25 protein-coding genes are annotated in these 24608 nt (G+C 61.8%); 4 read left to right on the forward strand and 21 right to left on the reverse strand.

The window, feature by feature from the left end; translation table 11 throughout:
• Nucleotides 1-8: 8 nt before the first annotated feature.
• From pheT to ACXAG8_RS12845, 12 genes are all read right to left on the reverse strand, one after another.
• Nucleotides 9-2405 (reverse strand): phenylalanine--tRNA ligase subunit beta, encoded by a 2397-nt coding sequence (pheT, locus tag ACXAG8_RS12790; RefSeq protein ID WP_475225675.1) that lies wholly within the window; start codon nt 2403-2405, stop codon nt 9-11.
• 78 nt (nt 2406-2483) lie between these two features.
• Entirely contained in the window at nt 2484-3278 is a 795-nt protein-coding gene (locus ACXAG8_RS12795) for a CE1 family esterase (RefSeq protein WP_475225683.1), read from the reverse strand.
• A gap of 523 nt (nt 3279-3801) precedes the next feature.
• The gene (gene pheS / locus ACXAG8_RS12800) at nt 3802-4875 is read right to left on the reverse strand and encodes a phenylalanine--tRNA ligase subunit alpha (RefSeq protein ID WP_475225688.1); all 1074 of its coding nucleotides are present in this window, start codon (nt 4873-4875) and stop codon (nt 3802-3804) included.
• A gap of 73 nt (nt 4876-4948) precedes the next feature.
• Nucleotides 4949-6730, reverse strand: coding sequence for a PHA/PHB synthase family protein (locus ACXAG8_RS12805; protein ID WP_475225696.1), 1782 nt, complete (start codon nt 6728-6730; stop codon nt 4949-4951).
• Nucleotides 6731-6744: 14 nt separating this feature from the next.
• A complete protein-coding gene (locus ACXAG8_RS12810; RefSeq protein WP_475225703.1) occupies nt 6745-7206 on the reverse strand; it encodes a hypothetical protein in 462 nt (153 codons plus the stop codon).
• Entirely contained in the window at nt 7199-7837 is a 639-nt protein-coding gene (locus ACXAG8_RS12815; protein ID WP_475225707.1) for a COG1470 family protein, read from the reverse strand. The genes ACXAG8_RS12810 and ACXAG8_RS12815 overlap by 8 nt, the downstream gene beginning before the upstream one ends.
• A 29-nt stretch (nt 7838-7866) precedes the next feature.
• Nucleotides 7867-8583: a hypothetical protein gene (locus ACXAG8_RS12820; protein WP_475225710.1), complete on the reverse strand. Its 717-nt coding sequence runs from the start codon at nt 8581-8583 to the stop codon at nt 7867-7869.
• Nucleotides 8584-8591: 8 nt separating this feature from the next.
• On the reverse strand, nt 8592-8951 hold the full coding sequence (locus ACXAG8_RS12825; RefSeq protein ID WP_475225713.1) for a hypothetical protein: 360 nt from the start codon (nt 8949-8951) through the stop codon (nt 8592-8594).
• Between the two features lie 378 nt (nt 8952-9329).
• The gene (locus ACXAG8_RS12830; RefSeq protein ID WP_475225720.1) at nt 9330-10700 is read right to left on the reverse strand and encodes a glutamate--cysteine ligase; all 1371 of its coding nucleotides are present in this window, start codon (nt 10698-10700) and stop codon (nt 9330-9332) included.
• Between the two features lie 66 nt (nt 10701-10766).
• Nucleotides 10767-11294, reverse strand: a complete 528-nt coding sequence (locus ACXAG8_RS12835; protein ID WP_475225725.1) for a hypothetical protein — start codon at nt 11292-11294, stop codon at nt 10767-10769.
• Entirely contained in the window at nt 11291-11446 is a 156-nt protein-coding gene (locus ACXAG8_RS12840; RefSeq protein WP_475225728.1) for a hypothetical protein, read from the reverse strand. Before ACXAG8_RS12840 ends, ACXAG8_RS12835 begins: the two co-directional genes overlap by 4 nt.
• Complete coding sequence (locus ACXAG8_RS12845; protein WP_475225732.1) at nt 11446-12171, reverse strand: 16S rRNA (uracil(1498)-N(3))-methyltransferase; 726 nt, start codon at nt 12169-12171, stop codon at nt 11446-11448. The genes ACXAG8_RS12840 and ACXAG8_RS12845 overlap by 1 nt, the downstream gene beginning before the upstream one ends.
• 12 nt (nt 12172-12183) lie before the next feature.
• Between ACXAG8_RS12845 and ubiA the strand changes: the two genes are divergently transcribed.
• From ubiA to ACXAG8_RS12860, 3 genes are all read left to right on the forward strand, one after another.
• Nucleotides 12184-13146 carry a 4-hydroxybenzoate octaprenyltransferase gene (gene ubiA / locus ACXAG8_RS12850; RefSeq protein WP_475225735.1) on the forward strand — a complete coding sequence of 321 codons (963 nt, stop codon included), beginning with the start codon at nt 12184-12186 and terminating at the stop codon, nt 13144-13146.
• Nucleotides 13147-13211: 65 nt separating this feature from the next.
• Nucleotides 13212-15116 carry an OmpA family protein gene (locus ACXAG8_RS12855; protein WP_475225741.1) on the forward strand — a complete coding sequence of 635 codons (1905 nt, stop codon included), beginning with the start codon at nt 13212-13214 and terminating at the stop codon, nt 15114-15116.
• Between the two features lies 1 nt (nt 15117).
• Nucleotides 15118-15438 (forward strand): hypothetical protein, encoded by a 321-nt coding sequence (locus ACXAG8_RS12860; RefSeq protein WP_475225747.1) that lies wholly within the window; start codon nt 15118-15120, stop codon nt 15436-15438.
• Nucleotides 15439-15443: 5 nt separating this feature from the next.
• Here the strand turns inward: ACXAG8_RS12860 and ACXAG8_RS12865 are convergent, their stop codons facing one another.
• Genes ACXAG8_RS12865 through pgsA form a run of 3 tightly spaced genes read right to left on the reverse strand, consistent with a single transcriptional unit; the run spans nt 15444 to nt 16809 of the window.
• The gene (locus ACXAG8_RS12865; protein ID WP_475225751.1) at nt 15444-15887 is read right to left on the reverse strand and encodes a molybdenum cofactor biosynthesis protein MoaE; all 444 of its coding nucleotides are present in this window, start codon (nt 15885-15887) and stop codon (nt 15444-15446) included.
• A gap of 4 nt (nt 15888-15891) precedes the next feature.
• Complete coding sequence (gene moaD / locus ACXAG8_RS12870) at nt 15892-16137, reverse strand: molybdopterin converting factor subunit 1 (RefSeq protein WP_475225756.1); 246 nt, start codon at nt 16135-16137, stop codon at nt 15892-15894.
• 3 nt (nt 16138-16140) lie between these two features.
• Entirely contained in the window at nt 16141-16809 is a 669-nt protein-coding gene (pgsA, locus tag ACXAG8_RS12875) for a CDP-diacylglycerol--glycerol-3-phosphate 3-phosphatidyltransferase (RefSeq protein WP_475225762.1), read from the reverse strand.
• Nucleotides 16810-17024: 215 nt separating this feature from the next.
• Between pgsA and ACXAG8_RS12880 the strand changes: the two genes are divergently transcribed.
• On the forward strand, nt 17025-17909 hold the full coding sequence (locus ACXAG8_RS12880) for a DMT family transporter (RefSeq protein ID WP_475225769.1): 885 nt from the start codon (nt 17025-17027) through the stop codon (nt 17907-17909).
• On the opposite strand, the gene uvrC is transcribed toward ACXAG8_RS12880, so the two are convergent.
• The 6 genes from uvrC to ACXAG8_RS12910 all read right to left on the reverse strand — a co-directional run bounded on the left by uvrC (nt 17906) and on the right by ACXAG8_RS12910 (nt 24601).
• Entirely contained in the window at nt 17906-19780 is a 1875-nt protein-coding gene (uvrC, locus tag ACXAG8_RS12885) for an excinuclease ABC subunit UvrC (RefSeq protein WP_475225775.1), read from the reverse strand. The two genes, ACXAG8_RS12880 and uvrC, sit on opposite strands and share 4 nt — an antisense overlap.
• Before the next feature lie 290 nt (nt 19781-20070).
• Nucleotides 20071-20850, reverse strand: a complete 780-nt coding sequence (locus ACXAG8_RS12890; protein ID WP_475225783.1) for an SDR family oxidoreductase — start codon at nt 20848-20850, stop codon at nt 20071-20073.
• 21 nt (nt 20851-20871) lie between these two features.
• Complete coding sequence (locus ACXAG8_RS12895; RefSeq protein ID WP_475225790.1) at nt 20872-21834, reverse strand: calcium/sodium antiporter; 963 nt, start codon at nt 21832-21834, stop codon at nt 20872-20874.
• Nucleotides 21835-22002: 168 nt separating this feature from the next.
• Nucleotides 22003-22800 (reverse strand): S49 family peptidase, encoded by a 798-nt coding sequence (locus ACXAG8_RS12900; protein WP_475225799.1) that lies wholly within the window; start codon nt 22798-22800, stop codon nt 22003-22005.
• Nucleotides 22801-22913: 113 nt separating this feature from the next.
• Entirely contained in the window at nt 22914-23675 is a 762-nt protein-coding gene (locus ACXAG8_RS12905) for an ABC transporter permease (protein WP_475225808.1), read from the reverse strand.
• Nucleotides 23672-24601: an ABC transporter ATP-binding protein gene (locus ACXAG8_RS12910; protein WP_475225817.1), complete on the reverse strand. Its 930-nt coding sequence runs from the start codon at nt 24599-24601 to the stop codon at nt 23672-23674. The genes ACXAG8_RS12905 and ACXAG8_RS12910 overlap by 4 nt, the downstream gene beginning before the upstream one ends.
• Between the last annotated feature and the right edge of the window lie 7 nt (nt 24602-24608).

The raw sequence follows: 24608 nt of genomic DNA on the forward strand, positions 1-24608 counted from the left end.
TCAGGCCTTTACCCGCGCAGGGTGCCGCCTGTCGCCTTGGTCACCTTGGCGATGATCTTTTCGGCCACCGCATCGATGTCTTTTTCTTTCAGCGTCTGGTCGCTGGGCTGAAGGCGGACGGTTATGGCCAGGGATTTCTTGCCCTCGCCCAGGCTGCCGCCGATGAACTCGTCAAAGACGCGCACATCCTCGATCAGCGTCTTGTCCGCGCCCGCCGCCGCGTTGACCAGTGTCAGAGCCTCGACATTTGCGTCCACGACAAAGGCGAAATCGCGTTCAACCGCCTGCAGGTCGCGCAGTTCCAGCGCCGCGCGCGTCGCACCCGATTTCCGCGGCATCGGAACGGCGTCCGGCCAGATCGTAAAGGCCATAGCCGGGCCTTTGATATCCATCGCCTGAAGAACCCGCGGATGCAGTTCGCCAAACACGCCAAGTACCTTTTTCGGGCCCAGGCAGATTTTGCCGTGCCGACCGGGATGCCACCAGGCATCGCCATCACGCAGGACCTGCACTTTGGCCGGGGCGCCGATGGCGGCCAAAACGGCCTCGGCATCGGCCTTGGCGTCATACAGATCAACCGGCCGGGATGTTCCGTGCACGTCCTTGGGGCCGGTCCGCCCCACGATCAGGCCGGTAATCTGGGTCTGCTGGTCGCCGGGCTCGCCGTCGTGGAACACCGGCCCGACCTCGAACAGCGCAAGGTCGTCATAGCCGCGCGCCTGGTTGCGTGCGGCGGCTTGCAACAGCCCGGGCAGCAGGTCAGGGCGCATATGGCTCATCTCGGACGAGATCGGGTTTTCCAGCTTCGTCGTATCGTCGCCCCCACCGAACAGCGCGGCTGCGCGCTGGTCGATAAAGGTATAGCTCACGCATTCGTTGTACCCCAGCGCGGCGCAGGTACGGCGCGCCATGGACTGGCGGCGCTGCGTGGGTGTCATCACGGGCTTGGGAATGCCTTCGGTCACGCGGGGCAACGGCTTGCCCTGAAGCTTGGTCAGCGACGCGATACGCGCAACCTCTTCGACCAGATCGGCCTCGCCCATCACGTCGGGGCGCCAGCTGGGCACATGCGCCATCTCTCCGTCCAGCCGGAACCCCAAACGCGTCAGCGTCTGGCGCTGTTCGCTTTCGGGAATCTCCATACCGACCAGCGATTGCACACGCGCCGCATTCAGCTTGTAGGCGCGCGAATGATCCGGGGCCTTGCCCGCCTCGACCACGTTCGAGACTTCGCCGCCGCAGATATCAAGGATCATCTGCGTTGCGTGCTCCAGCCCCTCGCGCGTGTATTCCGGGTCGACGCCCCGCTCGAACCGATAACGCGCATCCGAGTTGATCTTGAGCGCACGACCCGTCAGCGCGATCTGAACATGATCCCAGAACGCGCTTTCCAGAAAGACGTTCACCGTGTCGGCGGTACATCCTGTTTCCTCGCCGCCCATGATACCGGCGATGGATTCGGGGCCTTTGTCATCCGAGATCACCATCATGCCGGGCTGCAGGGTGTATTCTTTTTCATCCAGCGCCACCAGCTTTTCGCCGCCCTTGGCGCGGTGCACGCGCAGGTCGCCCTGAACCTTGTCCGCATCGAAGACATGCAACGGCCGGTTCTGGTCGAACGTCATATAGTTGGTGATATCCACCAATGCCGAGATCGGACGCAGCCCGATTGCCTTTAGCTGATCCTGCAACCATTGCGGGCTGGGGCCGTTCCTGACGCCCTTGATCAGACGGCCGGTGAAATGCGGGCAACCATCCAGCGTGTCGTCATCAATCGACACCTGGATCGGGCTTTTATAGTCGCCGGGCACCGGGACATAGTCGCGTTCCTTCAGGGTGCCCACACCACGCGCGGCCAGGTCGCGGGCAATGCCCGCCACGCCCAGCGCATCCGGGCGGTTCGGGGTGATCGCAATCTCGATCATCGGGTCGACCTTTGCCGGATCGTTCTCGGCCAGCCAGTCCACGAACCGGTCGCCGACCTCGCCCGAGGGCAGTTCGATGATGCCGTCATGTTCATCCGACAGCTCAAGCTCGCGCTCGGATGCCATCATGCCAAAGCTTTCGACACCGCGGATCTTGCCGACGCTGATGGTGATATCCAGACCGGGGATGTACATGCCCGGCTTGCAGACCACGACGGTGATGCCTTCGCGCGCGTTTGGCGCGCCGCAGATGATCTGCAGGTCGCCCTCATCCGTCGCCACCGTGCAGACGCGCAGCTTGTCGGCGTCGGGGTGTTTCTCGGCATGTTTCACATGGCCCAGGGTAAAGCCCGACAGCCGGTCCGCCGGATTTACGATTTCTTCGACCTCAAGGCCAAGGTCGGTCAGCGCCTCGGCGATCTCATCAACCGACGCATCCGTATCAAGGTGATCTTTCAGCCAGGACAGAGTGAATTTCATTGCAGCAGGCCTTTTTGGGCAAACATCCGTTTGGCACAGGCAATGGCAAAGATTGCGCCAAGGTGCAAGCGCTGCGCGTCAGGGATAGGTGGGGGTGCGGCCCAAAAGCTCGTCCAGCTGCCGTCCGATCCATCCATGGGGGATGAAATGCCCGCCCGGATGGGTGTCCAGCGTGACCTGGCCTTGCGCGCAATCGGCCCATTCCACGCGGCTGAGGGTCAGGAATGGCTCAACGCTCCAATCCCCGCGCGGGGTCGCGTCGGAACAGCCATAGGCCGCGCGCCACAACGCCACCGGATAGGTCGTATCGCCATTCGCGCCATAGGGAAAATCCATCACCGTATCGCTGAGGCCATGTACATGGCGCGCCTCACGCGGGGCCTCGGGGCAATCCTCGGTCTGACGGATACTGCCCGCGACGGCCAGCAAGGCGGCGATATCATTGCCCGACTGGCAGACATAGCGCCACGCCATCGCGCCGCCATAGGAATAACCCGAGACATAGATTCGGTCCGGATCAACCGGATAGCGCTTGGCGACATCCTCAAGCACCCGGTCGGCAAAAGGCACATCACCCGTGTCCGAGGTCCAGAAATCCCAGCTTTTGCCCAGCCCGTTCGGGGCCACCAGCAACACGCCGCGCCGTCTGGTCGCCCCGGCAATGCGTTCATGGTTGATAACCACATCCCCCTGCCGCGCCCAGCCGTGGAAATGCAGCAATACGGGCAGAGGCGTTTCGCCATCCCAGCCATCGGGTTCCAGCACATGGTATGAGCGGTCGCCGACCTCACAGGCCGTATCGCCGTGGCAGGTCTCGATAGCGGTGGCTTGGGTGGCGGTCAGCAGGAGAAGGCAGAGCAGTCGGTAAATCATCCCTCGAACCCTAGCGAGCCTGCGCGCGCTGTCACGTCACAACCCTGTGGGGAAATGCAACAAGCCGCGCTGTCGCCAGACCGCGGGGTGGCGATCCAAGGCTTGTGCTGGGCACTTTATGCCAGCCAAGTCCGCGCACTGTTCGAACGTTGCGCGGGAGGAGACAAATCGCCAGCCCGTGCGGGCGGTCTGGCGATGGCGCGGCGGCCTATCGGCCTTTGCTCCGCGCATTCTACTTTCTCTTTTTGGTCCCATTCTGGACGCGCATAATTCGCGCTTTTTCTTCTTCTCGCGCTTTGTCTCGAATAGAAGTTCGCACCCATATCGCCCAGAAGCCAGGAGATATGACGACCAGCATGAACAAACCCAGCCACTGATGCTGCGGACCCAGAAGATAATCGATCCCTCTTGATACCAAGGTCAGCGCAGCAGCCAGTCCAATCGCCCAACGAATGGGGAACTTTGAAACTCTATTGTCCCACCAATCGACATATCGGCCCAGATAAACACCAAGCGGGTACATTTACCGTGACAAACCACCATGCAAATTCGGCATATCCAGCGCCGCGAACCCATAGTGGCGCAGCCAGCGAAGATCACTATCAAAGAACGCCCGCAAATCCGGAATCCCGTATTTCAGCATCGCCAGACGGTCGATGCCGATTCCGAAGGCAAAGCCCTGATAGACCTCGGGGTCGATGCCACCAGCGGCGATCACCTTGGGGTGGACCATGCCGGAACCCAGAATCTCCATCCAGTCGTCGCCCTCGCCGATCTTCAGCTGGCCATTGTCCCAGGAACAGCGGATATCGACCTCGGCCGACGGCTCGGTAAAGGGGAAGTGCGAGGCGCGGAAGCGCAGTTCGACATCGTCGACCTCGAAGAACGCTTTGACGAATTCTTCCAGAACCCATTTCAGGTTCGCCATTGAGATGTCTTTATCAATCGCCAGCCCCTCGACCTGATGGAACATCGGCGTGTGGGTCTGGTCATAGTCGGCGCGGTAGACGCCGCCCGGACAAATGATGCGGATTGGCGCGCCCTGCTTCTCCATCGACCGGATCTGTACCGGCGAGGTATGGGTGCGCAGCACATGCGGCGGGCGGTTATCGCCCTCGGCGCGGTGCATATAGAACGTGTCCATCTCGGCCCGCGCGGGGTGGTGGCCGGGGATGTTCAGGGCGTCGAAATTGTACCAGTCGTCCTCAATCCGCGGCCCTTCGGCCACCGAGAACCCAAGCTCGGCAAAGATCGCCGTCAGCTCTTCGGTTGCCTGGCTGATCGGATGAACCGAGCCCTGGCCGCGCGGGCGCGTGGGCAGGGTGACGTCCAGCCATTCGGTGCGCAGACGTTCATCCAGCGCGGCATCGGCAAGGGCCGCTTTCTTGGCGGACAGGGCCGAGTTGATCTCGTCCTTCAGCGCATTCAGCGCGGGACCGGCGACCTGGCGTTCCTCGGGCGTCATCTTGCCCAGCTCACGCATCTTCAGCGCGACCTCGCCCTTTTTGCCCACGGCTGCGACGCGGATCGCTTCGAGCGTGTTTTCGTCACCTGCATCGGCGATCTGACCGAGATATTTTGCCTTGAGATCGTCCATGACGTTTCCTGAACCTGGCCCCTGAATGCTGTTGGGGACCTGCTATCACAGCGACGCGCGAAAGCAAGAGGGGCTAGACCATCGGTTCAAGGACATATTCGCCCGGCGCGGCACAAACAGGGGCAAAGTCGCGGCAACCGGGCGCAGAAGGCGCGGGGTGCAGGCGTCCGGCGTGCTGCCGCAACCAGTCCGCCCAGTCCGCCCACCATGTGCCAGGCCGCCGCTGCGCGCTGCGCAACCATTGGTCGGGGTCCGGGGGGTGGGTGTCATTCACGAAATATTCGCTGTTGGCCAGGTTGGGCGGCCGCAGGATGCTTTGCACATGGCCGCTGGTCGACAACACGAACCGGTTGTCGCCGCCAAAGGCATGCACGGCCCGATAGATGCCGCGCCAGGGCATCAGGTAGTCTTCCAGCCCACCGACGAAGTAGGTCGGGACCGATACCTTGCCATAGTCGACAGGTGCCCCGAACAGAACCTGCCGCCCGGGATGTCGAAAGACATCATACAGGAAAATATCGATGAAATCTGAATGCAGCTGCGCCGGGACACGGGTGGGGTCGTTGTCCCAGAACAGCACGTCCAGAGGCGGCGGCTGCCGCCCCAGAATGTTGTTGTTCACCCAGTAGCTCCAGACCAGGTCCTCGGGTCGCAGCCAGACAAACAGATGCGACAGGTCCAACCCGTCCATCGTGCCTTCTTCGCGCGAAATACGCCGCGCCAGTTCCAGATTTTCGCGGGTGGTAAAGGCTTCGAGAACCGAACCGTTGCCGGGATAAAGCGCCGTCACAAGCAATGAATGGCTGGCGATCTGCGGGTCGCGGGTTTCTGCCAGATACCCCAGCAGAGACACGGCCGTCAGCCCACCGGCGCAGGCCGAAATCAGGTTGACCTTGTCCGCGCCGGTTGTGGCGCGGATTGCATGGATCGCCTGCAGGGTCGCCGCCAGATAGACCTCCATCCCCCAATCCGCGCTTTCGGGGCCGGGGTTCTTCCAGCTTAGGGTGAAAACCTGAAACCCCTGCCCGACCAGGTAACCCAGCAGGCTGTTCTGCGGTTTCAGGTCGAACGCATAGTATTTGTTGATCTGTGGCGGGATCAGCAGAACCGGGCGGGCATGGACCTGATCCGTCTGGGGCGCGTATTGGATCAGCTCCAACTGCTCAAGCCGCAGGATCACCGCCCCCTCGGTCACAGCCAGTGTTTCACCCAAAGTGTAAGCGCCAGGTTTGATCTGCCGGGGCATTCCACGGTTATACTGTAGATCAAGGGCAAAATTCTTGATGCCCTGAACCGCGGACCGCCCCGCGCTGCTTTCGGCGCGCTTGATCGCCGACGGATGCAACGGCAGATTGGTCGGGGACAGGGCCGCCTTCATCTGCATCACGAAAAACTCGATCCGCTGACGGTCCTGTTCATCCATCTCCTGTGCGTTCAGCCAGTTCTGAACATGCGTGTTCCACGCAAGGTAAAGCTGCATCAGCCCGCGCAGCACCGGGCTTTGCCGCCACAAAGGGTCCCGGAACCGGCGGTCGCGGGGGCTTGGCTGCAGGTCGACAGAGTCGGGCTGTTGCAATATCTCGGTCGCCTGCGCGGCAAAGGCGGAAAAATGACGCGCCAAAAGGTCCGGGTTGTCCAGGGCCAGCGACAGGATATGGGCCAGTGTGTCCGCGACCCCCTTGCCCTGCGCCGCCGTATCATTGGGCGCAGCGGGGGCGGGTTCGGACAACAGATCGGAGGCGATCCGCATCAGGCGCTCGGCCTTTTCCAGCGGCGCGTGCCCGCTGGTGACCAGATCTTCCAGAAGGTCTGAAAGGTCTCGGTCCTGCGGATTTTTTCCGGCGTTCCGCCCCATCACATGACCCCCGGTCAGGAGGGCAGTTTTCGCAGGACGAAATCCATGACCCGATAATCCAGTTCGGGAAAGATCACCGAACCGGGATGATCCTTACCTTCGGGGGTCTTTTTGCCAACCGTCCCGAGAATACGGACCACCACCTCGTCGGTGCCGTCGTCAAAAGACAACCGCTCGGGGTCGACACCAAGTTTGGTGTCACCGAAATCGCCTGTCACGGCAAGAGTGACCGTGCCCTTCATCGTGCCGGGATTGTTGATGGCAAAAGCCGCATTCACAATCTCGCCGGACTTGCCCGCCAGCAGCAGCGGCGGGCGCGCGGTGTCCTGTGTCGCGGCGTCCTGCGGGGCCCCTTCGGTCACGGCAGAGGTAAAGGCACGCACATATTCGCGGCCCAGGTTCAATAAGTCGGCCGAGTATTTCAGGTTGACCGATGTGGCGCTTCGGATGGTTTCGCTTAGTTTCCTGTCAGCCATTGCCGCCTCCGGCGCGGGCCATTTCCGAGGGGCACGGGCGCATGACGTGGAAATGGTCATACCAGTGCAACTCGTAATCCGGCACGTCGTCCACGCTGACGCAGTGGCAGCAGGGGCGCGTCGCCTTGTCATCGCGGCAGATCACCCAGCGCAGGTAATGATCGGCACAGCCCCGCACCCAGATCAGCAGGTCCAGGTCGTCGCAGTCGCAGCAGCTTGTTCTTTTGTCCGGGTCTCTGTCATTGGCCGGAACGGTGGCACGGACCGAAACCGTGCGCCGTTCCTTGGGGCCAAGCACAAAAGACCGGTCCTTGGCATCCACCTGCACGACACCCGCATCCTGCCCTGCGGCCTTGACCTCATAGCTGTGGGGGCGGAAATCCTCGTTCACGATGTCAATGCACACTTCACCCTGTGCGCCGGGTGCAAGCCTGCATGTCACTTCTCCGACGGCGCGCGGCATCCAGCACGGGTCGGGGATGTCACAACAAGACGCGCCCCGCGGCAGGCTCATGCCGCGTGCGCCATCCGCCAGGATACCGCCCCCTGCCAGCAGCGCCTTTACAAGTTCGCGGCCCAGGCCCAGCTGCGCGGCGATAAGGTCCCCAAGGGCGGAATCGACGCCGCTCATATCCATGTCAGGTCTGCATTTTGAGGTCATCATACGGCTCCGTTTGTGACGGACAGTGAAATGGGAAGGTCGAAATATTCCGTGCTGGCAATCCCGTGAAACCGGCGTCCTGCCCCGATCTCTGCGGGGATGGTCAGCCTGAAATCCGCAGAAAAGGTGGTTGCGGGCCCATGCGATCCAAACCCGCGCGCAATCGCCAGCTTGAGTATCCCGGTATGCGCCTGCCGCAGCCTGCCATGAAACGCCGAGACAAAGGCATCCATCGTGTCGCGCGGCTTGGCATAGCTGGCGGCAAAGGCGGATTCGATCCCGTCATCGTCAAACAGGGCAACCGCAATCGCCCGCGGCAGGGCGACGTCGGTATTGCCGTTATTGGAAAAGGCCAGTGTCACGACGGGCCGCGCGCCGGGTGGGCCGGAAAAATCAAGCGCACCGGTAAGCACGTCCAGGCTGGTATTGGCCAACACGCGCGCCGTGAAGGCATGGCTGGCCTTGCCGGCCGAAATCTTTCCCTTGTAATTCCCCGGCGGGGTCTGCGGTGCAAGGCGCAGGTTCATCCCTGCCGCGCGCCGCCCGGCGCGCCGCACCCGCAGCGCCAGCCGCCCCGGAGAAAGCAACTTGGCCACCGGCCCCGTTATCGTCGCGGGCTGGGCCAGTTCGGGCACTTGTCCAACCGCCACCAGACGCCTGGGCGGACCGATGAATTCGAACATGTGGTTGGCGGTTTTTCCGGTGCTCTTTGCCATGGCCACACCTATCCAACCGGCACGGGTTTCGGTGGTTTCTGAGGCTTCTGCGGCTTGGGCTCGCACGGGTAGGGCACATAAGGTTCCGTGATGAACTGCCCCTGCCCGCACAACGAAACACAGGCCACTTCGCGCCCCAGCAGGTTGAACCCGATCTTGTAGTTCACCGGCAGATGGCCGCGTATCGACGGGATTTCCTTCAGCCGCAGCGACAGGTCGATCGGCCGTATCTCGATGGGCGCCAGCTCTTTCACGCTGACCGAGAAATCCGTCGGTATGTCAATGCTATAGCTTGTCGGAATGTCGATATCGAGACCGCCATCCAGATCAATACCAAATGTAAACTTCGAGGGAATCTTGACGCTCATCCGGCACACTCCGCGGGTACAAAATGGATCAAATATCCATGCATAATAACACATCGCGGCCCCAAACCATAGGCGCGCACCGGTGGATGGCGGTCTTTTGCCGCCTGCTTACGGGCGTGACGGTCCGCAACACGGCCCTGTCGCGTTTCGACATCGCGGGACGCAATCACCCACGGGTGGCGCGAACGGCTGAATTCGGTCGGGCGGGCGCAGTCCCCGGTCGAGGTCGCGATCCTTGGCCCCGATGGCAATGCGCCGGACGCGGACACCGTGAGCGAGATGGCGGTGGTCGGACAGACCGATCCGCGCGACATGCTGCGGGCAGTTCCCGCGGATCACAAGGCGCGCAAACCCGGCCCCTAGTGCCGAGCGCGCCGATCAATAGCTGAAATCGGAATAAATCCGGGTCAGGTCGCCGTGCCATTCTTCGTGGTACCGCGACAGCAATTCGTCGGCGGGCACATTGCCGGTTTCAAGGCTGTCCTTGAGCGCGTTCAAAAAGTGGGTTTCGTCGGGCACCAGCCCGCCAGCACCGGGGCGGGCACGGGACTTGAGGCCGGCATCGGCAATGGCAACGACTTCGCGGGCCAGATCGTGCATTTTGATGCTACCGACCTGCGCCTGCAAACCGTCCTTGGCGCCCTCGATACGCAGTGCCTCGCGGGTCTCGGCGTCCCAGCCTTTCACCAGATCCCAGGCCGCATCCAGCGCGCCCTGATCATAGGTCAGGCCAACCCAGAACGCGGGCAGCGCACATAGGCGGCGCCACGGGCCGCCATCGGCGCCGCGCATCTCCATGAATTTCTTGATCCGCGCTTCGGGAAAGGCGGTGGTCAGGTGATCGGCCCAATCGGACAGGGTCGGGGTCTCACCCGGCAGCGCTGGCAATTTGCCCTGAAGGAAGTCGCGGAACGACATGCCCAGCGCGTCGATATACTGGCCATCGCGATAGACGAAATACATCGGCACATCGAGCGCATATTGCACGTAACGCTCGAACCCAAAGCCGTCTTCGAACACAAATGGCAACATGCCCGTCCGCGCATCATCCAGGTGCCGCCAGATATAGCTGCGCCAGCTTTTCTGACCGTTCACCTTGCCCTCAAAAAACGGGGAATTGGCAAACAGCGCAGTCGCCACCGGTTGCAGCGCCAGCGCCACGCGCAGTTTCTGCACCATGTCGGCCTCAGACCCAAAGTCGATATTGACCTGAACCGTACAGGTGCGCCGCATCATGGCGCGCCCCATGGTGCCAACCTTTTCCATATAGTCGTTCATCAGCCGGTAACGCCCCTTGGGCATCAGCGGCATCTGGTCATGGGTCCAGATCGGCGCGGCGCCCAGACCGATGAAACCCACGCCGATCTCGTCGGCGATATCCTTTACCTCACGCAGGTGGATGTTCACCTCGTCGCAGGTCTCGTGGATGGTTTCCAGCGGCGCACCCGACAATTCCAACGCGCCACCCGGTTCAAGGCTGACATTTGCGCCGTCCTTTTCCAGGCCGATCAGGTGCCCCGCTTCGCGCACCTCGGACCAGCCGTGGCGATCACGCAGCCCCTCAAGCACGGCCACGATCGAGCGCGTGCCGTCGAACGGCAGCGGCTTCAGGGTATCCTTGCAATAGCCGAACTTTTCATGCTCGGTTCCGATGCGCCAATCCTGCTTGGGCTTACAGCCCGATTCCAGATATTCGGCCAGTTGTTCGTGGCGTTCGATCGGCCCGCCGCCGGATTGGGGGATGGACATGAGACCTGTGCTCCGATCCTGATGTGTCTTTCTTGGGGTCAGTCGTGGGCGCAAACCGCCCCGGTGTCAATGCAGCCGAAGATGGGCAGGCCGCATCGGTCGGCGTTCCCAAATGACGACGGGATGGACCGTTTCGCCATTCAGTTCGGCCAGCATCTGTTCGGTTTTCAGACCCGGCAGGTTTGAGAAAACGTCAAACAGCGCCTCGGCGCCTTCGGCATTCACAGGAATGTGAAGCGTCGGCTGCCCCGGCTGGTCCAGCACCCAATGCGCAGGGTTCGAGGTCGGGTCCAGCGCCAGCCGCTCGATCTCGCGGGTGGCGACGATGCCGCCATCCAGCGGGCCCAGATAGGTGATCTGGCCCTCGTCGACGGTCACCACGCCCGGACCGCCCGCTCCGGTACGAAATCGCGCGCGCTGGATGCCGATGACTGCAAGAGCCAGCGAAACCGCCACCAGAACCCAACCCAGCCAGCCCAGCAAACCGCCGGGCCCGCCAATCCAGCTTAGGCCGAGGACAAGCACAAACCCCGCCACCAGAACTTCGCGCCAGCGCCACAGGGTCAGTTTGGCTTCGGGTCGTATGAAACTCATGCCGCGGGTTCCTTGTTGGTGCCGAACGGGGTCCGCGCGATGCGGCCCGCCGGATCGGGTCTTACCGCGATATAGGCACGCGGCGCCGAATCCAAAACAGAAAACACAGCGGCGTGAAAAACACCGGGCGTCAGGTCGCATGCGTTCGCCATCAGGCCCAGTCACCAAGCGCCTGCTGCCACATCGTCAGCGCAGCGACCGCGGCCGTGTCCGCGCGCAGGATTCGAGGCCCGAGGCTGACCACATGGGTAAAGGGCAACCCGGTCAGACGCGACCGTTCGCGCGCTGAAAACCCGCCCTCGGGACCGATGAGAATGGCCCAGGGCGCGCGCCCGTCCTGCCCGGCCAGCCGCAGGGCCGAGCCGACCTCGGCCTCGTCACAGAACATCAGTTGCCGACCGTCCGGCCAGGCATCCAGCACCTTGTCCAGACGGGTCAGGTCCGTGACTTCGGGCACGAAGGTGCCGCCACATTGCTCGGCCGCCTCGACCGCATGGGCCTGCAACCGGTCCTGCCGGATGCGTTCGGAATTGGTAAACTCGGTCTGTACCGGCATGATCCTGGCCGCCCCCATTTCGGCGGCCTTTTCGACGATGAAATCGGTGCGGGCCTTTTTGATCGGCGCAAAAAGCAGCCACAGGTCGGGGGGCAGTTGCAGTGGTTTCGATTGCGCAACGCAGGTCAACGCCCCGCCGCGCTTGCCGGCCTCGGCCACCTCGGCCAGCCACTCGCCATCCCGCCCGTTGAACAGGGCGACCTGGCCGCCAACGGATTGACGCATCACGCCGAACAGGTAATGCGCCTGCTCGCGCGTCAAAGGAACCGATTGCCCCGCACCCAAAGGGTGATCTACATACAGTCTGATCTTTGCACTCATGAGACCTTACATATGCAAGGCAATGCCCCAACACCAGACGGTCAGGTCGCCGATGCCGTCAGCGGCAACTGGGTCGACACCCACGCGCCCGCCTTCGCCCGCCCTTACCTGCGGCTGTCGCGCGCCGACCGGCCCATCGGGACCTGGTTGCTGCTGATTCCGTGCTGGTGGGGGCTGGCGCTGGCGGCTCTGGCGGGCGGCGACGCGCGCCTGGGCGATCTGTGGATCGCGGTGGGCTGCATGCTGGGCGCATTTCTGATGCGCGGCGCCGGATGCACCTGGAACGATATCACTGACCGGGATTTCGACGCCCGGGTCGAGCGGACAAGGTCGCGCCCGATCCCGTCCGGGCAGGTCAGTGTCCGGCAAGCGGTGATCTGGATGGTGCTGCAATGCCTGCTGGCCTTTGCAATCCTGTTGACCTTCAACCGCGCCGCTATCGCGATGGGCGTACTGTCCCTGCTGCCGGTCACCATCTATCCCTTTGCCAAACGGTTCACCTGGTGGCCGCAGGTTTTTCTGGGCCTAGCCTTCAACTGGGGCGCCTTGCTGGCCTGGGCAGCCCATAGCGGAACGGTCGGGTCACCCGCAATTCTGTTGTACCTGTCCGGCATCGCCTGGACGTTGTTCTATGATACAATCTATGCGCACCAGGATGCAGAGGATGACGCCCTGATCGGGGTCAAGTCCACCGCCCGGTTGTTTGGCACGGACACTGCGAAATGGCTGAAGTACTTTTTGGTTGCGACCGTGGCCCTCATGGGGCTGGCCATCATTGACGCCGCCGTGCCGGACGCAGGCTTTGCCGCGCTAGTGGTGGCCATCGCCGGACCCTGGGCCATGGGGTGGCATATGGCCTGGCAATTGCGCGGGCTGGACACCGAAGACAACGCCAAGCTGCTGCAACTGTTCCGCGCCAACCGGGACACCGGCTTGATTCCGCTGATCTTCCTTGGCGTTGCGCTGCTGCTCTGATTGCACCTCTGCCGTCAGGGATATATGAGTTCAGTCCAATCGCCGGAGGAGTCACAAGCCAACCCATGCGCCTGCCGTTTTCCATCACCGTTGCCGCGATCTTTACCGTGTCCGCCCTGCTGTCTCTTTTGGCTGCCGGGCTCATGGTGACCAAGACCGAGGAAGCATCGGAATTTGCCGTGCGGCGGGCCCTGAACCTGAAAGGGCTGGACTGGGCCGAGGTACAGGCCGACGGATTGCGGGTGGTGCTGACAGGCACCGCACCGGACGAGGCGACGCGGTTCAACGCCCTGACCGCCGCAGGCACCGAGGTCGACACCTCGCGGGTCATCGACGAAATGGAAGTTGCCCCAACCGCCGATCTGGCACCGCCCCGGTTTTCGGCTGAAATCCTGCGCAACGACAGCGGTATCTCGGTCATCGGTCTGATCCCGGCCAGCGAGGACCGCGAGGCCCTGGTCGAACGCTTGCAGGACCTGGATGGCGGCACATCGGTTTCCGACCTGATGGAAAGCGCGGATTACCCCAAGCCAAAGGGCTGGGACGATGCGCTGAATTTTGCAATTCGGGCGCTGTCCAGCCTGCCCCGCGCCAAAATCTCGGCCAGCCCCGGCCTGGTCAAGATCACCGCCATCGCCGACAGCCAGCAGGAAAAGGACCGGCTGGAACAAAGCCTGACGCGGTCGGCACCGCCAAGCCTGCGCATCGGCTTGTCCATCTCGGCGCCGCGGCCTGTCATCACACCGTTCACGCTTCGGTTCCTGATTGATGATCAGGGCAGCCAGTTCGACGCCTGCTCTGCCGAAACCGAAGAGGCCCGCGACACGATCGTCGCGGCAGCGCGGGCCGCGGGGATGGACGGGCCTTATTCCTGTACGATCGGGCTGGGCGTGCCTTCGCCGCGCTGGTCGCTTGCCGCGAAGCAAAGCATCGCGGCACTGGCCGAAATCGGCCAGGGCTCGGTAACCATGTCCGATGCCGATATCACCCTGATCGCGGCACAAGGAACACCACCGGGACTGTTTGACAGGGTCGTGGGCGAGCTGGAAAACAAACTGCCGGATGTCTTCGCACTGCACGCGGTTCTGCCCGAGCCGGAAACGCCCACCCAGGCCGGACCGCCCGAGTTTTCGGCCACCCGCAGCCCCGAGGGGCTGGTGCAATTGCGCGGACGTCTGGGCGACGACGCCATGCGCGACATGGTCGACAGCTTTGCCCGCGCCGCCTTTGGCACTGAAGAGGTCCATATGGCAACCCGGATCGCCCCCGACCTGCCATCGGACTGGCCGGTGCGCGTTCTGGCCGGGCTGGAGGCGTTGTCGCAGCTGCACAATGGGGTTCTGACCGTAACCCCCGACGCCGTCGAGCTGAGCGGAATTTCCCACGACGAGAGCGCGCGTGCGACTGTCGCCGGGTTGCTTGCCGACAAGCTTGGCGATGCGCAGGATTACACGCTTGCCATCACCTACCAGGCCCCGCCAGAACCCGCCGATGCCCTGCCCGACCCCGAAACCTGCGAGGCCCGGATTGTCGAGATCCAAACCGGCAACAAGATCGCGTTTGAACCGGGGTCGGCTACCGTCGCCGAAGAATCCCGCGAGACCGTGAACCGCATCGCCGACATCCTGCGCGACTGCGGACCGATCCGCATGGAAATCCAGGGTCACACCGACAGCCAGGGCCGCGAGGAAATGAACCAGCAACTCAGCCAGGCGCGCGCGCAATCCATCCTGAACGAACTGCGGGGACGGCGCGTTCCAACGTCAAGCTATTCGGCCGTGGGGTATGGCGAAACGCAGCCCATCGCCGATAACGACACCGAAGAAGGTCGCGAAGAAAACCGCCGCATCGAATTCCGCCTGATCCGACCCGAGCCGGTGGACAATACGCCAACCGGGCTTGACGCGATAGAAGCTGAAAGCGCAACACCTGAAACCGACGCAACGGATGCGGGCTCGGAGGAGCAGTAAGTTGAACAGAACAGAATTCATCATCGCCACGGCCATCATCCTGTTCGCGGCCTTCTGCATGGGATGGTTCGCAAACTGGCTGGCCCATCGCCTGTCCCGCGTCCGTCAAAGCGACGTGGCGGACCTGGACCGCATGAGCCAGGAATTGCACGAAGCCGAGGAAACCCGCGATCAGGCGATCACCTATCTTCAACAGCGCGAAGCGGAACTGACCAACCAGTTGACGCAGACCGAGGCAGAGCTGGCGGCGGCAATGGACGGGTTGCGCGCCGCCCGGCACGAGGCCGAAGAACTGCGCGGGCGGATCAACAACGCCGACTGAGCCTGCTACCAGCGGGTCAGCGCGTCTTCGTCTTCATCCTTGGCGGCGACCCATTCCGCACCGGATGTGGTGATCTCTTTTTTCCAGAACGGCGCGCGGGATTTCAGGTAGTCCATCAGAAACTCGGCCGCTTCGAACGCGTCCTTGCGATGCGGTGCCGCGGTCGCGACCATCATGATCCTGTCCCCCGGCACCAGCCGCCCATAGCGGTGGATGACCAGAACATCGCCCAGCGACCACCGCGTGCGGGCCTCTTCGGCGATTTTGGTGATGGCACGCTCGGTCATGCCCGGGTAATGCTCGATCTCCATCCTGTCCAGATTGCCCTGGGCCAGGTCGCGCACAACGCCCGTAAAGGTCACGATGGCACCGTTTGCGGTATCCCGGTCGGCAAAGGCGTTGGACTCTGCGCCCAGGTCGAACTCTTGTTCCTGAACCGCGATGCGCATGGTGTCAGCCCCCGGTCATCGGCGGGAAAAAGGCAACCTCGCGCACCCCCGCCAATGAGGCGTCGAAATCCGACAATTCCTGATCCAGCGCCACGCGCAGCGCGGACAGGTCGGCAAAGGCTGCGGCATAGCGGTCTTCGCGCGCGCTGAGCTCGGTCACCAGATCGGCGACGGTTGCGGCGTCGGTTTCGACCCGCTCTTTCGGCAGGCCGATCCGTTCGCGCACCCATGCAAAATACAGCACGTCCATCCCTTAACTCTCCTTCAGATGAGGCATGGCCTTGATGAGATAATCATAGCCGGTGATCAATGTCAGACCAGCCGCAATCCACAGCAGCCACAGCCCCACCTGGCCCGACCAGACCATCCCGTTGTAAAAGCCGCGCAATCCGACCTCGTCGCTGACCTGCCCTGTCAACACCTGTTCAACAAGCGCGGGGTCCATGCCCATAACGGACATGCCCAGGTGGTGTTCGAATATCCCTTGCGAGAACAGGACCGCAATCGCCACCATCTGCGCGGTTGTCTTCCACTTGGCCAGCTTGGTCACCTTAAGCGTTCCGGCCACATCCCCCAGATATTCACGCAGCCCCGACACAAAGACTTCGCGGAACAGGATCACGGTTGCGGGCAGCACCAGCCACGGTGTCCAGTGTTCGGTCGAGTACCCGACCAGAATCATAAGCGCGATCACCACCATCGCCTTGTCCGCGATGGGGTCCAGCATCGCCCCGATCTTGGTTTCCTGTTTCCACGCGCGCGCCAGGTAGCCATCGAACCAATCGGTGATCGCGGCCGAAAGGAACAGGATCAGCGCAAACCAGTCCGCATAGGGCCGGGTAAAGTACAGGAACATCACAGCCAGCCCCGGCGCGGCCAGCAGGCGCAATACAGTCAGAATGTTTGGCAGGTTCCATTTCATGCCCCGGACCCTACATCGCTGTTTCGGAACAGGAAAGACGGGATCATGATTTTCCGCGCCATTCCCTGCCCCGGCGGGCCAATAAAGGCAAAGCGCCGCATGCATCGCTCCCATCACGGAAATGGCCTTGGCTATGGGCTGAAATCGGACCAGATTGCGCCGGATACGCCCTTGGGCGACCTATCCGTTTCCAGCCCGCAGGAGCACAGCTTGCCATGACAGCCCACATACGGACCGACGCGCGGGCAAACCTGGCGGGCAGCGCCTGGATGATTGCGGCCATGGCTGGATTCGCGTTTGAGGACGCCCTGCTGAAAAGCGCAACCGCGGCGGTGCCGATCTGGCAGGTCATGATCCTGTTCGGGGCCGGTGGTGCGCTGGTCTTTGGCTGCGCGGCAGGCTGGCGCAGGGCGCGCCTTTTGCACCCCGACGTCTTATCCCGCCCGATGAAAATCCGCGTCCTGTTCGAAGTACTGGGCCGGTTGTTCTACGTTCTTGCGATTGCCCTGACACCGCTCTCGTCTGCCACGGTGATACTGCAGGCAACCCCCCTTGTGGTGGTTGCGGGTGCTGCGTTGTTTTTCAACGAAACGGTTGGCTGGCGCCGGTGGAGCGCAATTTTCGTCGGTCTCGCGGGTGTGGTCGTTATCATCCAACCGACAGGCGACAGCTTTACCGCCCTGTCCCTGCTGGCTGTTCTTGGCATGATCGGTTTTGCCGGGCGCGACCTGGCCAGCCGCGCCGCGCCGGCGACGCTGGGCACGGCGGTACTGGGGTTCTACGGGTTCCTCTCGATCCTTGCCGCCGGAATCGCCTATCGGTTCTGGGAAGGGGCGCCGATGGTTTCCCTGTCCGCCCATGCGTGGATGCATGTCACCGGCGCGATCATCATGGGGGTCCTGGCCTATGCCGCGCTGATGAAGGCAATGCGCACCGGCGAGGTTTCAGCCGTTACGCCGTTCCGCTACTCCCGACTGTTGTTCGGGGTGGCACTGGGCGTGTTCCTGTTTGGCGAAGGGCTGGACCAGTCCATGTGGATTGGCAGCGCCCTGATCGTTGCATCGGGCCTGTACATCCTGTGGCGCGGGCGCAAGACCTAACCCTTGTCGTGGAAAAAGTCGTAAACCTTCTGCGCCAACCCGGCCGAGATCCCTTCGACCGCTTTTAGATCGGCCAGATTGGCCCGGCTGACGGCCTTGGCGCTGCCGAAATGTGCCAGCAGCGCACGTTTGCGCGCCGCGCCCACACCGGGGATTTCATCCAGCGGGGTCGCTCCGATCGCCTTGGCCCGTTTCGCGCGATGCGTGCCAATGGCAAAACGGTGCGCCTCATCCCGCAGACGCTGAACAAAGTACAACACCGGATCGTTGCGTTTCAGCGCAAAGGGGCGTTGGCCCATACGGTGGAATTCTTCCTTGCCGTGGTCGCGGTCGACGCCCTTGGCGACGCCAATCATCGGGATATCTTCGACCCCGTGCTGGGCCATGATCTCATGCACCGCGCTTACCTGCCCGGCCCCGCCGTCGATCAGCAGAAGATCGGGCCACAGCCCCTTGTCCCGGTCAGGATCTTCCTTTTGCAGACGGGTGAAACGGCGGGTCAGGACCTCTTTCATCATCCCGAAATCGTCACCGGGGGTCAGGTCGTCGCCGCGGATGTTGAACTTGCGATAGGCGTTCTTCATGAACCCTTCGGGGCCAGCCACGATCATACCGCCCACCGCATTGGTGCCCTGAATGTGGCTGTTGTCATAGACCTCGATCCGGCTGGGCGGCGCATCCAGTTCGAACGCCTCGGCCACACCGCGCAACAGCTTGGCCTGCGTGGCGCTTTCGGACATCCGGCGGGCCAGCGATTCACGCGCGTTGCGCAGGGCTCCGGCCACCAGTTCCTGTTTCTCACCCCGCTGCGGAACAAGGATTTCAACCTTGCGCCCGGCCTTTTCGGCCAGAGCCTGTTCCATCAGGTCAGCGTTTTCGATCCCGTCCGACAGGATCAACTGACGCGGTGGCTCCTTATTGTCGTAGAACTGCCCCAGAAAGGCTTCCATCGTCTCTGCGGGCGAAACCTCGGCCCCGACGCGCGGATAGAAATCCTTGTTGCCCCAGTTCTGGTTGGCGCGGATGAAGAACACCTGAACACAGGCCTGCCCGCTGTCCATATACAGTCCGATTACATCCGCCTCGGTCACGCCGCGCGGGTTGATGCCTTGGGACGTCTGAACCTGCGTCAGCGCCCGGATGCGGTCGCGCAGACCGGCGGCGCGTTCGAACTCCATCGCCTCGGATGCCGCCATCATCTGTTCGGCCAGTTCCTCCTGCACCTTGGTCGACCGACCCGACAGAAACCGTTCGGCATCCTTGACGCTTTCGCGATAGTCACCTTCTGTGATCAACCCGACACACGGCCCTGAACAGCGCTTGATCTGATAGAGCAGGCAAGGCCGCGTTCGGCTGTCGAACATCGAATCCGAGCAATTGCGCAAAAGGAATGCCTTTTGCAGCTGGTTCAGCGTCCGGTTCACCGCACCGGCACTGGCGAAAGGGCCGAAATAGGCACCCTTTTCCTTTTTCGCGCCGCGGTGTTTCTTGATTTGCGGAAAGGCATGGTCCTTGGCCACCAGAATATTCGGAAAGCTCTTATCGTCCCGCAGCAGCACGTTGTATTTCGGCTTGAGCTGCTTGATCAGGTTCTGCTCAAGCAGCAGCGCCTCGGTCTCGGTCCGCGTGGTCAGAAACATCATCGACGCGGTTGCGGCGATCATCTTCTCGATCCGCCCCGAATGGCCGGGCCGCGTATAATTCGACACCCGCGCCCTGAGGTTGCGCGCCTTGCCCACATAAAGAACACGACTGTCGGCATCCAGCATCCGGTAGACACCGGGCGAGCTGTCCAGCGTCTTTACATAGCTCTGGATACAGGCATAGCCCGTGGGCCGCGTATCAATCGGAGGGTCATCCTGAGGCGTCATGACTTGGACATATGATTCTCTGCGCGGGGCTGCAATCTTGGGCCTTTCAGTTCAAGAGAAAACAAATCCACGGAATCTGTGGATAACTGTGCAGATAACTTTGACAGCGCCATGAATTTCCCTTGTGATCAAGCCATTTCCGTTATTTGCCCAATTATTGGGCAATATTGTAATGCCTTGATTTTATTGTATAAATTTTTTAGCGCGCGACAAGTGTATGAAAAAAAAGACATTTTTGTAACGGAACGGTAACGCACCGGTGTGCGGTGCAAAACTTGACTCGGATTTGTCTATTCCACGCCCACGATGTCAGGAGTTTGCCAGCCCAGATGCTGGCCTCCGTCAACGCAAAGCAACTGTCCGGTTACCGCCGGAGCGTCCAGGAAATAGCCCAGCGCGGCGGTGATATCCGACGGGTTCGAGCCGCGTTCCAATATCGTGTTTTCGCGTTGCGCCTGAAAATGCGCCGCGCTTTGGCGGTGGCCTTGCAACGTGGGGCCCGGGCCGATCGCATTGACACGAATGGCAGGTGTCAACGCCTGTGCCGCGGTGCGCGTAAGGGCCCACAGCCCCATTTTCGCAATCGTGTAAGACATGAATTCGGGCGTAAGCTTGCGCACGCGCATATCGACCATGTTCACGATCAGCCCCGTGGCCACGGGTTCGCCCATATCGTCGCGTTCGGGCTTCAGCCCCTGTTCGGCCATGGCCTGGGTCAGGACGAAGGGCGCGCGCAGGTTGCTGTCGATATGGCGGTCCCAGCTTTCGCGGGTTGCTGTGCGGATATTGTCATATTCAAAGATCGACGCGTTGTTCACCAGGCAGGTGACCGGACCGCCCAGCGCCGCGACCGCCTGGGGCACAAGGGCACTGACCTGTGCCTCATCCAGAAGGTCCGCGGGCAGCGCAACCGCGTTTCGGCCCATCGCCTGGACTTCGGCAACGGTTTCAAGGGCCGCGTCCTGCGAGGTGGCATAGTGGACGGCCACGTCCATACCGCGCCGGGCCAGGTACAGCGCCATGGCGCGGCCCAGTCGCCTGCCGGCGCCGGTTACAAGTGCGCGGGTCATTCGCGGTTTCCTTGGGTCAGATCAAACCAGTAGGGTGATGATGTACATCGCATAGAGCAAGGTCAGAACCAAGCCCCAGATCCGCGTGATATCCTGTTTGAAGAATACGAACGGAACCAGCAGAAGCGACGCGCCCAGCATGACCCACAGGTCGAAACGCAGGAATTCGGGGTCGACCGGAATTCGTCCGAACAGGGTCGCAACCCCGACGATGGCCAGCAGGTTGAACATGTTCGACCCGATGACATTGCCCAGTGCTACATCCGCCTGCCTGCGCAACGCCGCCATGACCGTCGTCGCCAGTTCGGGCAGCGATGTGCCGACGGCAATCAGTGTCAGCCCGATCACGGTTTCGCTGACCCCATAGGTCCGCGCGATCACGGTCGCGTTTTCGACCAGCAGATGCGCCCCCATCGGCAGGCCGACCAGACCCAGGATGAGGTATACCGAGACCTTCCAGTACGGCATGTTCGGATCGGCCTCTTCAAGGCCCTCAAGGTCGTCATCATCGCTGCAGGCGGGTCCACATGCCTTGCGGTGAGCGTGGGCCTCGCGGAAGGCATTCATCAGCATCAGGGCCAGTCCTGACAACAGGATGGCGCCGCTGAACAAGGTGAACGTCCCGCAAAAGGCCAGCGCAATAAACAGCACCGAGGCCAAAAGCATGAAGACATAGTTCTTGCGGCTGTCACATTCGCTGGTGTGAAGCGTCGCCAGCAGCGCCGGCAAACCCAGGACCAGCAGGATATTGGCCGTGTTCGACCCGACGACATTGCCCAGCGCAATACCCGGCGCATTTTCCTTGATCGCGCTGATCGCAATCAGCAATTCCGGCGCCGAGGTGCCAAAGGCGACGATTGTCAGGCTGACGATCAGGGCGGGGACGCCCAGTCGCAGGCTGAGGTTGACGGCACCACGCACAAGCGCATCGCCGGCCAGCAGCAAGATCAGCAACCCAAGGCCTGAAAGCAGCCACGCCGTCATTTTCGACCCCTTTCTTCACACGCGCACGGCCCTTTGCCGATCTTGAAACGGCCGCAGCGCGGGCATTTGGCCGCGTCCAGACGGTTCTGCCCCGGAAGGCGGAGCTTGCCGAACATCGCCAGAACGACAATCGCGATGAGGAAAAGGAAAACGACCTTGATAATCACGTTACAAACCGAAACGCGCATAGGCCGCGCGCTCCTCAAGCCCGGCGATTGCATCCTGTGCCAGCGTGGCCCCGAACCGGGACCAGATCGGTTTGCGAAGCCCATAGCGGCGGAACTTGACCTTGTCGCCGTACCGGTCCTGCATCATGGGTTCCAGGTGTCCGATCCCGTCGATCAGACCCAGTTCACTGGCGCGCCGGGCCAACCAGATTTCACCGGTAAACAGGTCCTGAGCCTGATCCAGCTTGTCACCGCGCCGGGATTTGACATGGGTGATGAAATTCTGATGGATGTCGCCCAGCAGCCGCTCAAGCCGTTCCACATCTTCTTTCTTTTCCGGGGAAAACGGGTCCAGCATGGATTTCGACTGCCCGGCGGTGTGGACGCGGCGCTCGACCCCTTGCCGGGCCAGAAAGACATGCGCGCCGAACCCGGCCGAGATCACCCCGATCGACCCCAGCACAGAGCTGTCATCGGCCCAGATTTCGTCAGCCGACGCCGCCAGCCAATAGCCGCCCGAAGCCGCGACATCCTCGACAAAGGCAAAAACCGGTATCTTCATCTCGTCCGCCAAACGTCGGATGCGCGCCCCGATCAACGAGCTTTGAACGGGCGATCCGCCGGGTGAGTTGATCTCAAGCGCGACGGCCACCGGTTTGCCCTTGCGGAACGCCTTCTCAAGCACCGGCGCCAATGTGGTATCGTTCAGCGCCCCGCGCCCGGTCAGACCGATGGCACCGGACATACGCACTATGGCCACGCAGGGCTGCTTTTTGAGAAACGGAAGGCTGAGTTTCATGGATGCCGATGTAGAGCCCCCACAACCCGTAAACAAGGGACCGCGGCGGGCCAAGACGCGACGTGATCCAATTTCGTGACCGCGATGGGCAAAAATGCAACGCACGCCCAGGCCTAGCTGCGGATGCGCCAACCGGTTTTGAAAATCCACCAGATCACCGCCAGGCACAGCCCGGTAAACGCAAGAATGGCCAGCAGGCTGAACACGACCGGAACATCCGCCAGGCCATAAAACGACCAGCGGAACCCGGAAATCAGGTACACAACCGGATTGAACAGCGTGATGGTCTGCCACAGCGGCGGCAGCATCGTTATCGAATAGAACGTGCCCCCCAGAAAGATCAGCGGCGTGACAACAAGCTGCGGTATCAGGGATATCTGTTCGAAATTGCTGGCCCAGATTCCGACGATGAACCCCAGCAATGAGAAACTGAGACAGGTCAGGATCAGGAACGCAGCCATGGCCAGCGGATGTTCGACGCGGATGTCCACGAAAAAGCTTGCGGTGATCAGGATGACCACACCCACGAACAACGCCTTGGTCGCAGCAGCGCCAACATAGCCGATCACGATCTCGATGAACGTTACCGGCGCCGACAGCAATTCGTAAATGGTGCCCAGAAACTTGGGGAAATAGATCCCGAACGAGGCATTTGAAATGGACAGCATCACAACCGAAAGCATGATAAGCCCCGGCACGATGAACGCGCCATACGATACCCCTTCGACCTCTTGTATCCGGCTGCCGATGGCGGTGCCGAACACCACGAAATACAACGAGGTCGACAGCACCGGCGACAGAAAGCTTTGCGCCAGGGTCCGAAAGAACCGCGCCATTTCAAAGCGATAGATTGCAGCAATGGCCGTCCAGTTCATGCGGGCTCTCCCGACACAAGGTTTACGAAAATCTCTTCCAGGCTCGACTGGCGCGTCTGTACATCGCGCAGGACCAGCCCGGCTTGTGCCACGTCGTTCAACAACGTTGTTATACCGGTGCGTTCGGCATGGATGTCATAGGTATAGATCAGCGTGTCACCTGCGCCATTCAGGGTCAGGTTATGTGCCGCCAGCGACGCAGGGATTGCGGCCACCGGTTCGGTCAACGTGACCTCGATCTGTTTCTTGCCCATCTGGGCCATCAACATCTTCTTTTCCTGCACCAGCAGCAGCTTGCCCTTGTCGATGACGCCGACACGATCGGCGATGGCCTCGGCCTCTTCTATGTAATGCGTGGTCAGGATGATGGTGACACCGGCCTGCTTGAGTTCGGCGACGATCTCCCACATGTCCTTGCGCAGTTCGACATCGACACCGGCCGTCGGCTCATCCAGGAAAAGAATGCGCGGTTCATGCGCCAGCGCCTTGGCGATCAGGACGCGGCGCTTCATGCCGCCCGACAATTCCTTGATCGAGCTTTTGCGTTTTTCAAACAGCGACAGCTTGCGCAGAATTTCTTCGATCCGGGCATTATCCGGCCCGTGACCAAACAGGCCACGCGAAAACCGCACCGTGTTCCAGACCTTCTCAAACGGCTCCAGCGCAATTTCCTGCGGCACAAGGCCGATCATGCGCCGCGCGGCGCGAAAATCGCCGACAATGTCATGCCCGCCGACCGTAACCGTACCCGAGCTTGGCGTCGTGATACCGCATATGGTCGAGATCAGGGTCGTTTTGCCAGCACCGTTTGGCCCAAGCAAAGCGAGGATCTCGCCCTCTTTTATATCCAGCGACACCCCTTTCAAGGCCTCGAAACCGCCGGCATATGTTTTGTACAGGTCCTTGATGGACAGAATAGTAGTCATGCGCGTC

Source organism: Ruegeria sp. ABD4_443, assembly GCF_056160865.1.

What these genes read in the sequence shown, in the direction of transcription:
- ACXAG8_RS12845 (WP_475225732.1), bottom strand. Translation starts at nt 12,171, where the DNA reads ATGAGTGCAAAGATCAGACTGTATGTAGATCACCCTTTGGGTGCGGGG.
- ACXAG8_RS12900 (WP_475225799.1), bottom strand. Translation starts at nt 22,800, where the DNA reads ATGAAACTCAGCCTTCCGTTTCTCAAAAAGCAGCCCTGCGTGGCCATA.
- pheT (WP_475225675.1), bottom strand. Translation starts at nt 2,405, where the DNA reads ATGAAATTCACTCTGTCCTGGCTGAAAGATCACCTTGATACGGATGCG.
- ACXAG8_RS12840 (WP_475225728.1), bottom strand. Translation starts at nt 11,446, where the DNA reads ATGGCGAACGCATGCGACCTGACGCCCGGTGTTTTTCACGCCGCTGTG.
- ACXAG8_RS12835 (WP_475225725.1), bottom strand. Translation starts at nt 11,294, where the DNA reads ATGAGTTTCATACGACCCGAAGCCAAACTGACCCTGTGGCGCTGGCGC.
- pgsA (WP_475225762.1), bottom strand. Translation starts at nt 16,809, where the DNA reads ATGAAATGGAACCTGCCAAACATTCTGACTGTATTGCGCCTGCTGGCC.
- ACXAG8_RS12820 (WP_475225710.1), bottom strand. Translation starts at nt 8,583, where the DNA reads ATGGCAAAGAGCACCGGAAAAACCGCCAACCACATGTTCGAATTCATC.
- ACXAG8_RS12795 (WP_475225683.1), bottom strand. Translation starts at nt 3,278, where the DNA reads ATGATTTACCGACTGCTCTGCCTTCTCCTGCTGACCGCCACCCAAGCC.
- ACXAG8_RS12865 (WP_475225751.1), bottom strand. Translation starts at nt 15,887, where the DNA reads ATGCGCATCGCGGTTCAGGAACAAGAGTTCGACCTGGGCGCAGAGTCC.
- pheS (WP_475225688.1), bottom strand. Translation starts at nt 4,875, where the DNA reads ATGGACGATCTCAAGGCAAAATATCTCGGTCAGATCGCCGATGCAGGT.
- moaD (WP_475225756.1), bottom strand. Translation starts at nt 16,137, where the DNA reads ATGGACGTGCTGTATTTTGCATGGGTGCGCGAACGGATCGGCCTGCCG.
- ACXAG8_RS12905 (WP_475225808.1), bottom strand. Translation starts at nt 23,675, where the DNA reads ATGAACTGGACGGCCATTGCTGCAATCTATCGCTTTGAAATGGCGCGG.
- ACXAG8_RS12825 (WP_475225713.1), bottom strand. Translation starts at nt 8,951, where the DNA reads ATGAGCGTCAAGATTCCCTCGAAGTTTACATTTGGTATTGATCTGGAT.
- ACXAG8_RS12890 (WP_475225783.1), bottom strand. Translation starts at nt 20,850, where the DNA reads ATGACCCGCGCACTTGTAACCGGCGCCGGCAGGCGACTGGGCCGCGCC.
- ACXAG8_RS12880 (WP_475225769.1), top strand. Translation starts at nt 17,025, where the DNA reads ATGACAGCCCACATACGGACCGACGCGCGGGCAAACCTGGCGGGCAGC.
- ACXAG8_RS12815 (WP_475225707.1), bottom strand. Translation starts at nt 7,837, where the DNA reads ATGAGCGGCGTCGATTCCGCCCTTGGGGACCTTATCGCCGCGCAGCTG.
- ACXAG8_RS12830 (WP_475225720.1), bottom strand. Translation starts at nt 10,700, where the DNA reads ATGTCCATCCCCCAATCCGGCGGCGGGCCGATCGAACGCCACGAACAA.
- ACXAG8_RS12855 (WP_475225741.1), top strand. Translation starts at nt 13,212, where the DNA reads ATGCGCCTGCCGTTTTCCATCACCGTTGCCGCGATCTTTACCGTGTCC.
- ACXAG8_RS12910 (WP_475225817.1), bottom strand. Translation starts at nt 24,601, where the DNA reads ATGACTACTATTCTGTCCATCAAGGACCTGTACAAAACATATGCCGGC.
- ACXAG8_RS12895 (WP_475225790.1), bottom strand. Translation starts at nt 21,834, where the DNA reads ATGACGGCGTGGCTGCTTTCAGGCCTTGGGTTGCTGATCTTGCTGCTG.
- ubiA (WP_475225735.1), top strand. Translation starts at nt 12,184, where the DNA reads ATGCAAGGCAATGCCCCAACACCAGACGGTCAGGTCGCCGATGCCGTC.
- ACXAG8_RS12810 (WP_475225703.1), bottom strand. Translation starts at nt 7,206, where the DNA reads ATGGCTGACAGGAAACTAAGCGAAACCATCCGAAGCGCCACATCGGTC.
- uvrC (WP_475225775.1), bottom strand. Translation starts at nt 19,780, where the DNA reads ATGACGCCTCAGGATGACCCTCCGATTGATACGCGGCCCACGGGCTAT.
- ACXAG8_RS12805 (WP_475225696.1), bottom strand. Translation starts at nt 6,730, where the DNA reads ATGGGGCGGAACGCCGGAAAAAATCCGCAGGACCGAGACCTTTCAGAC.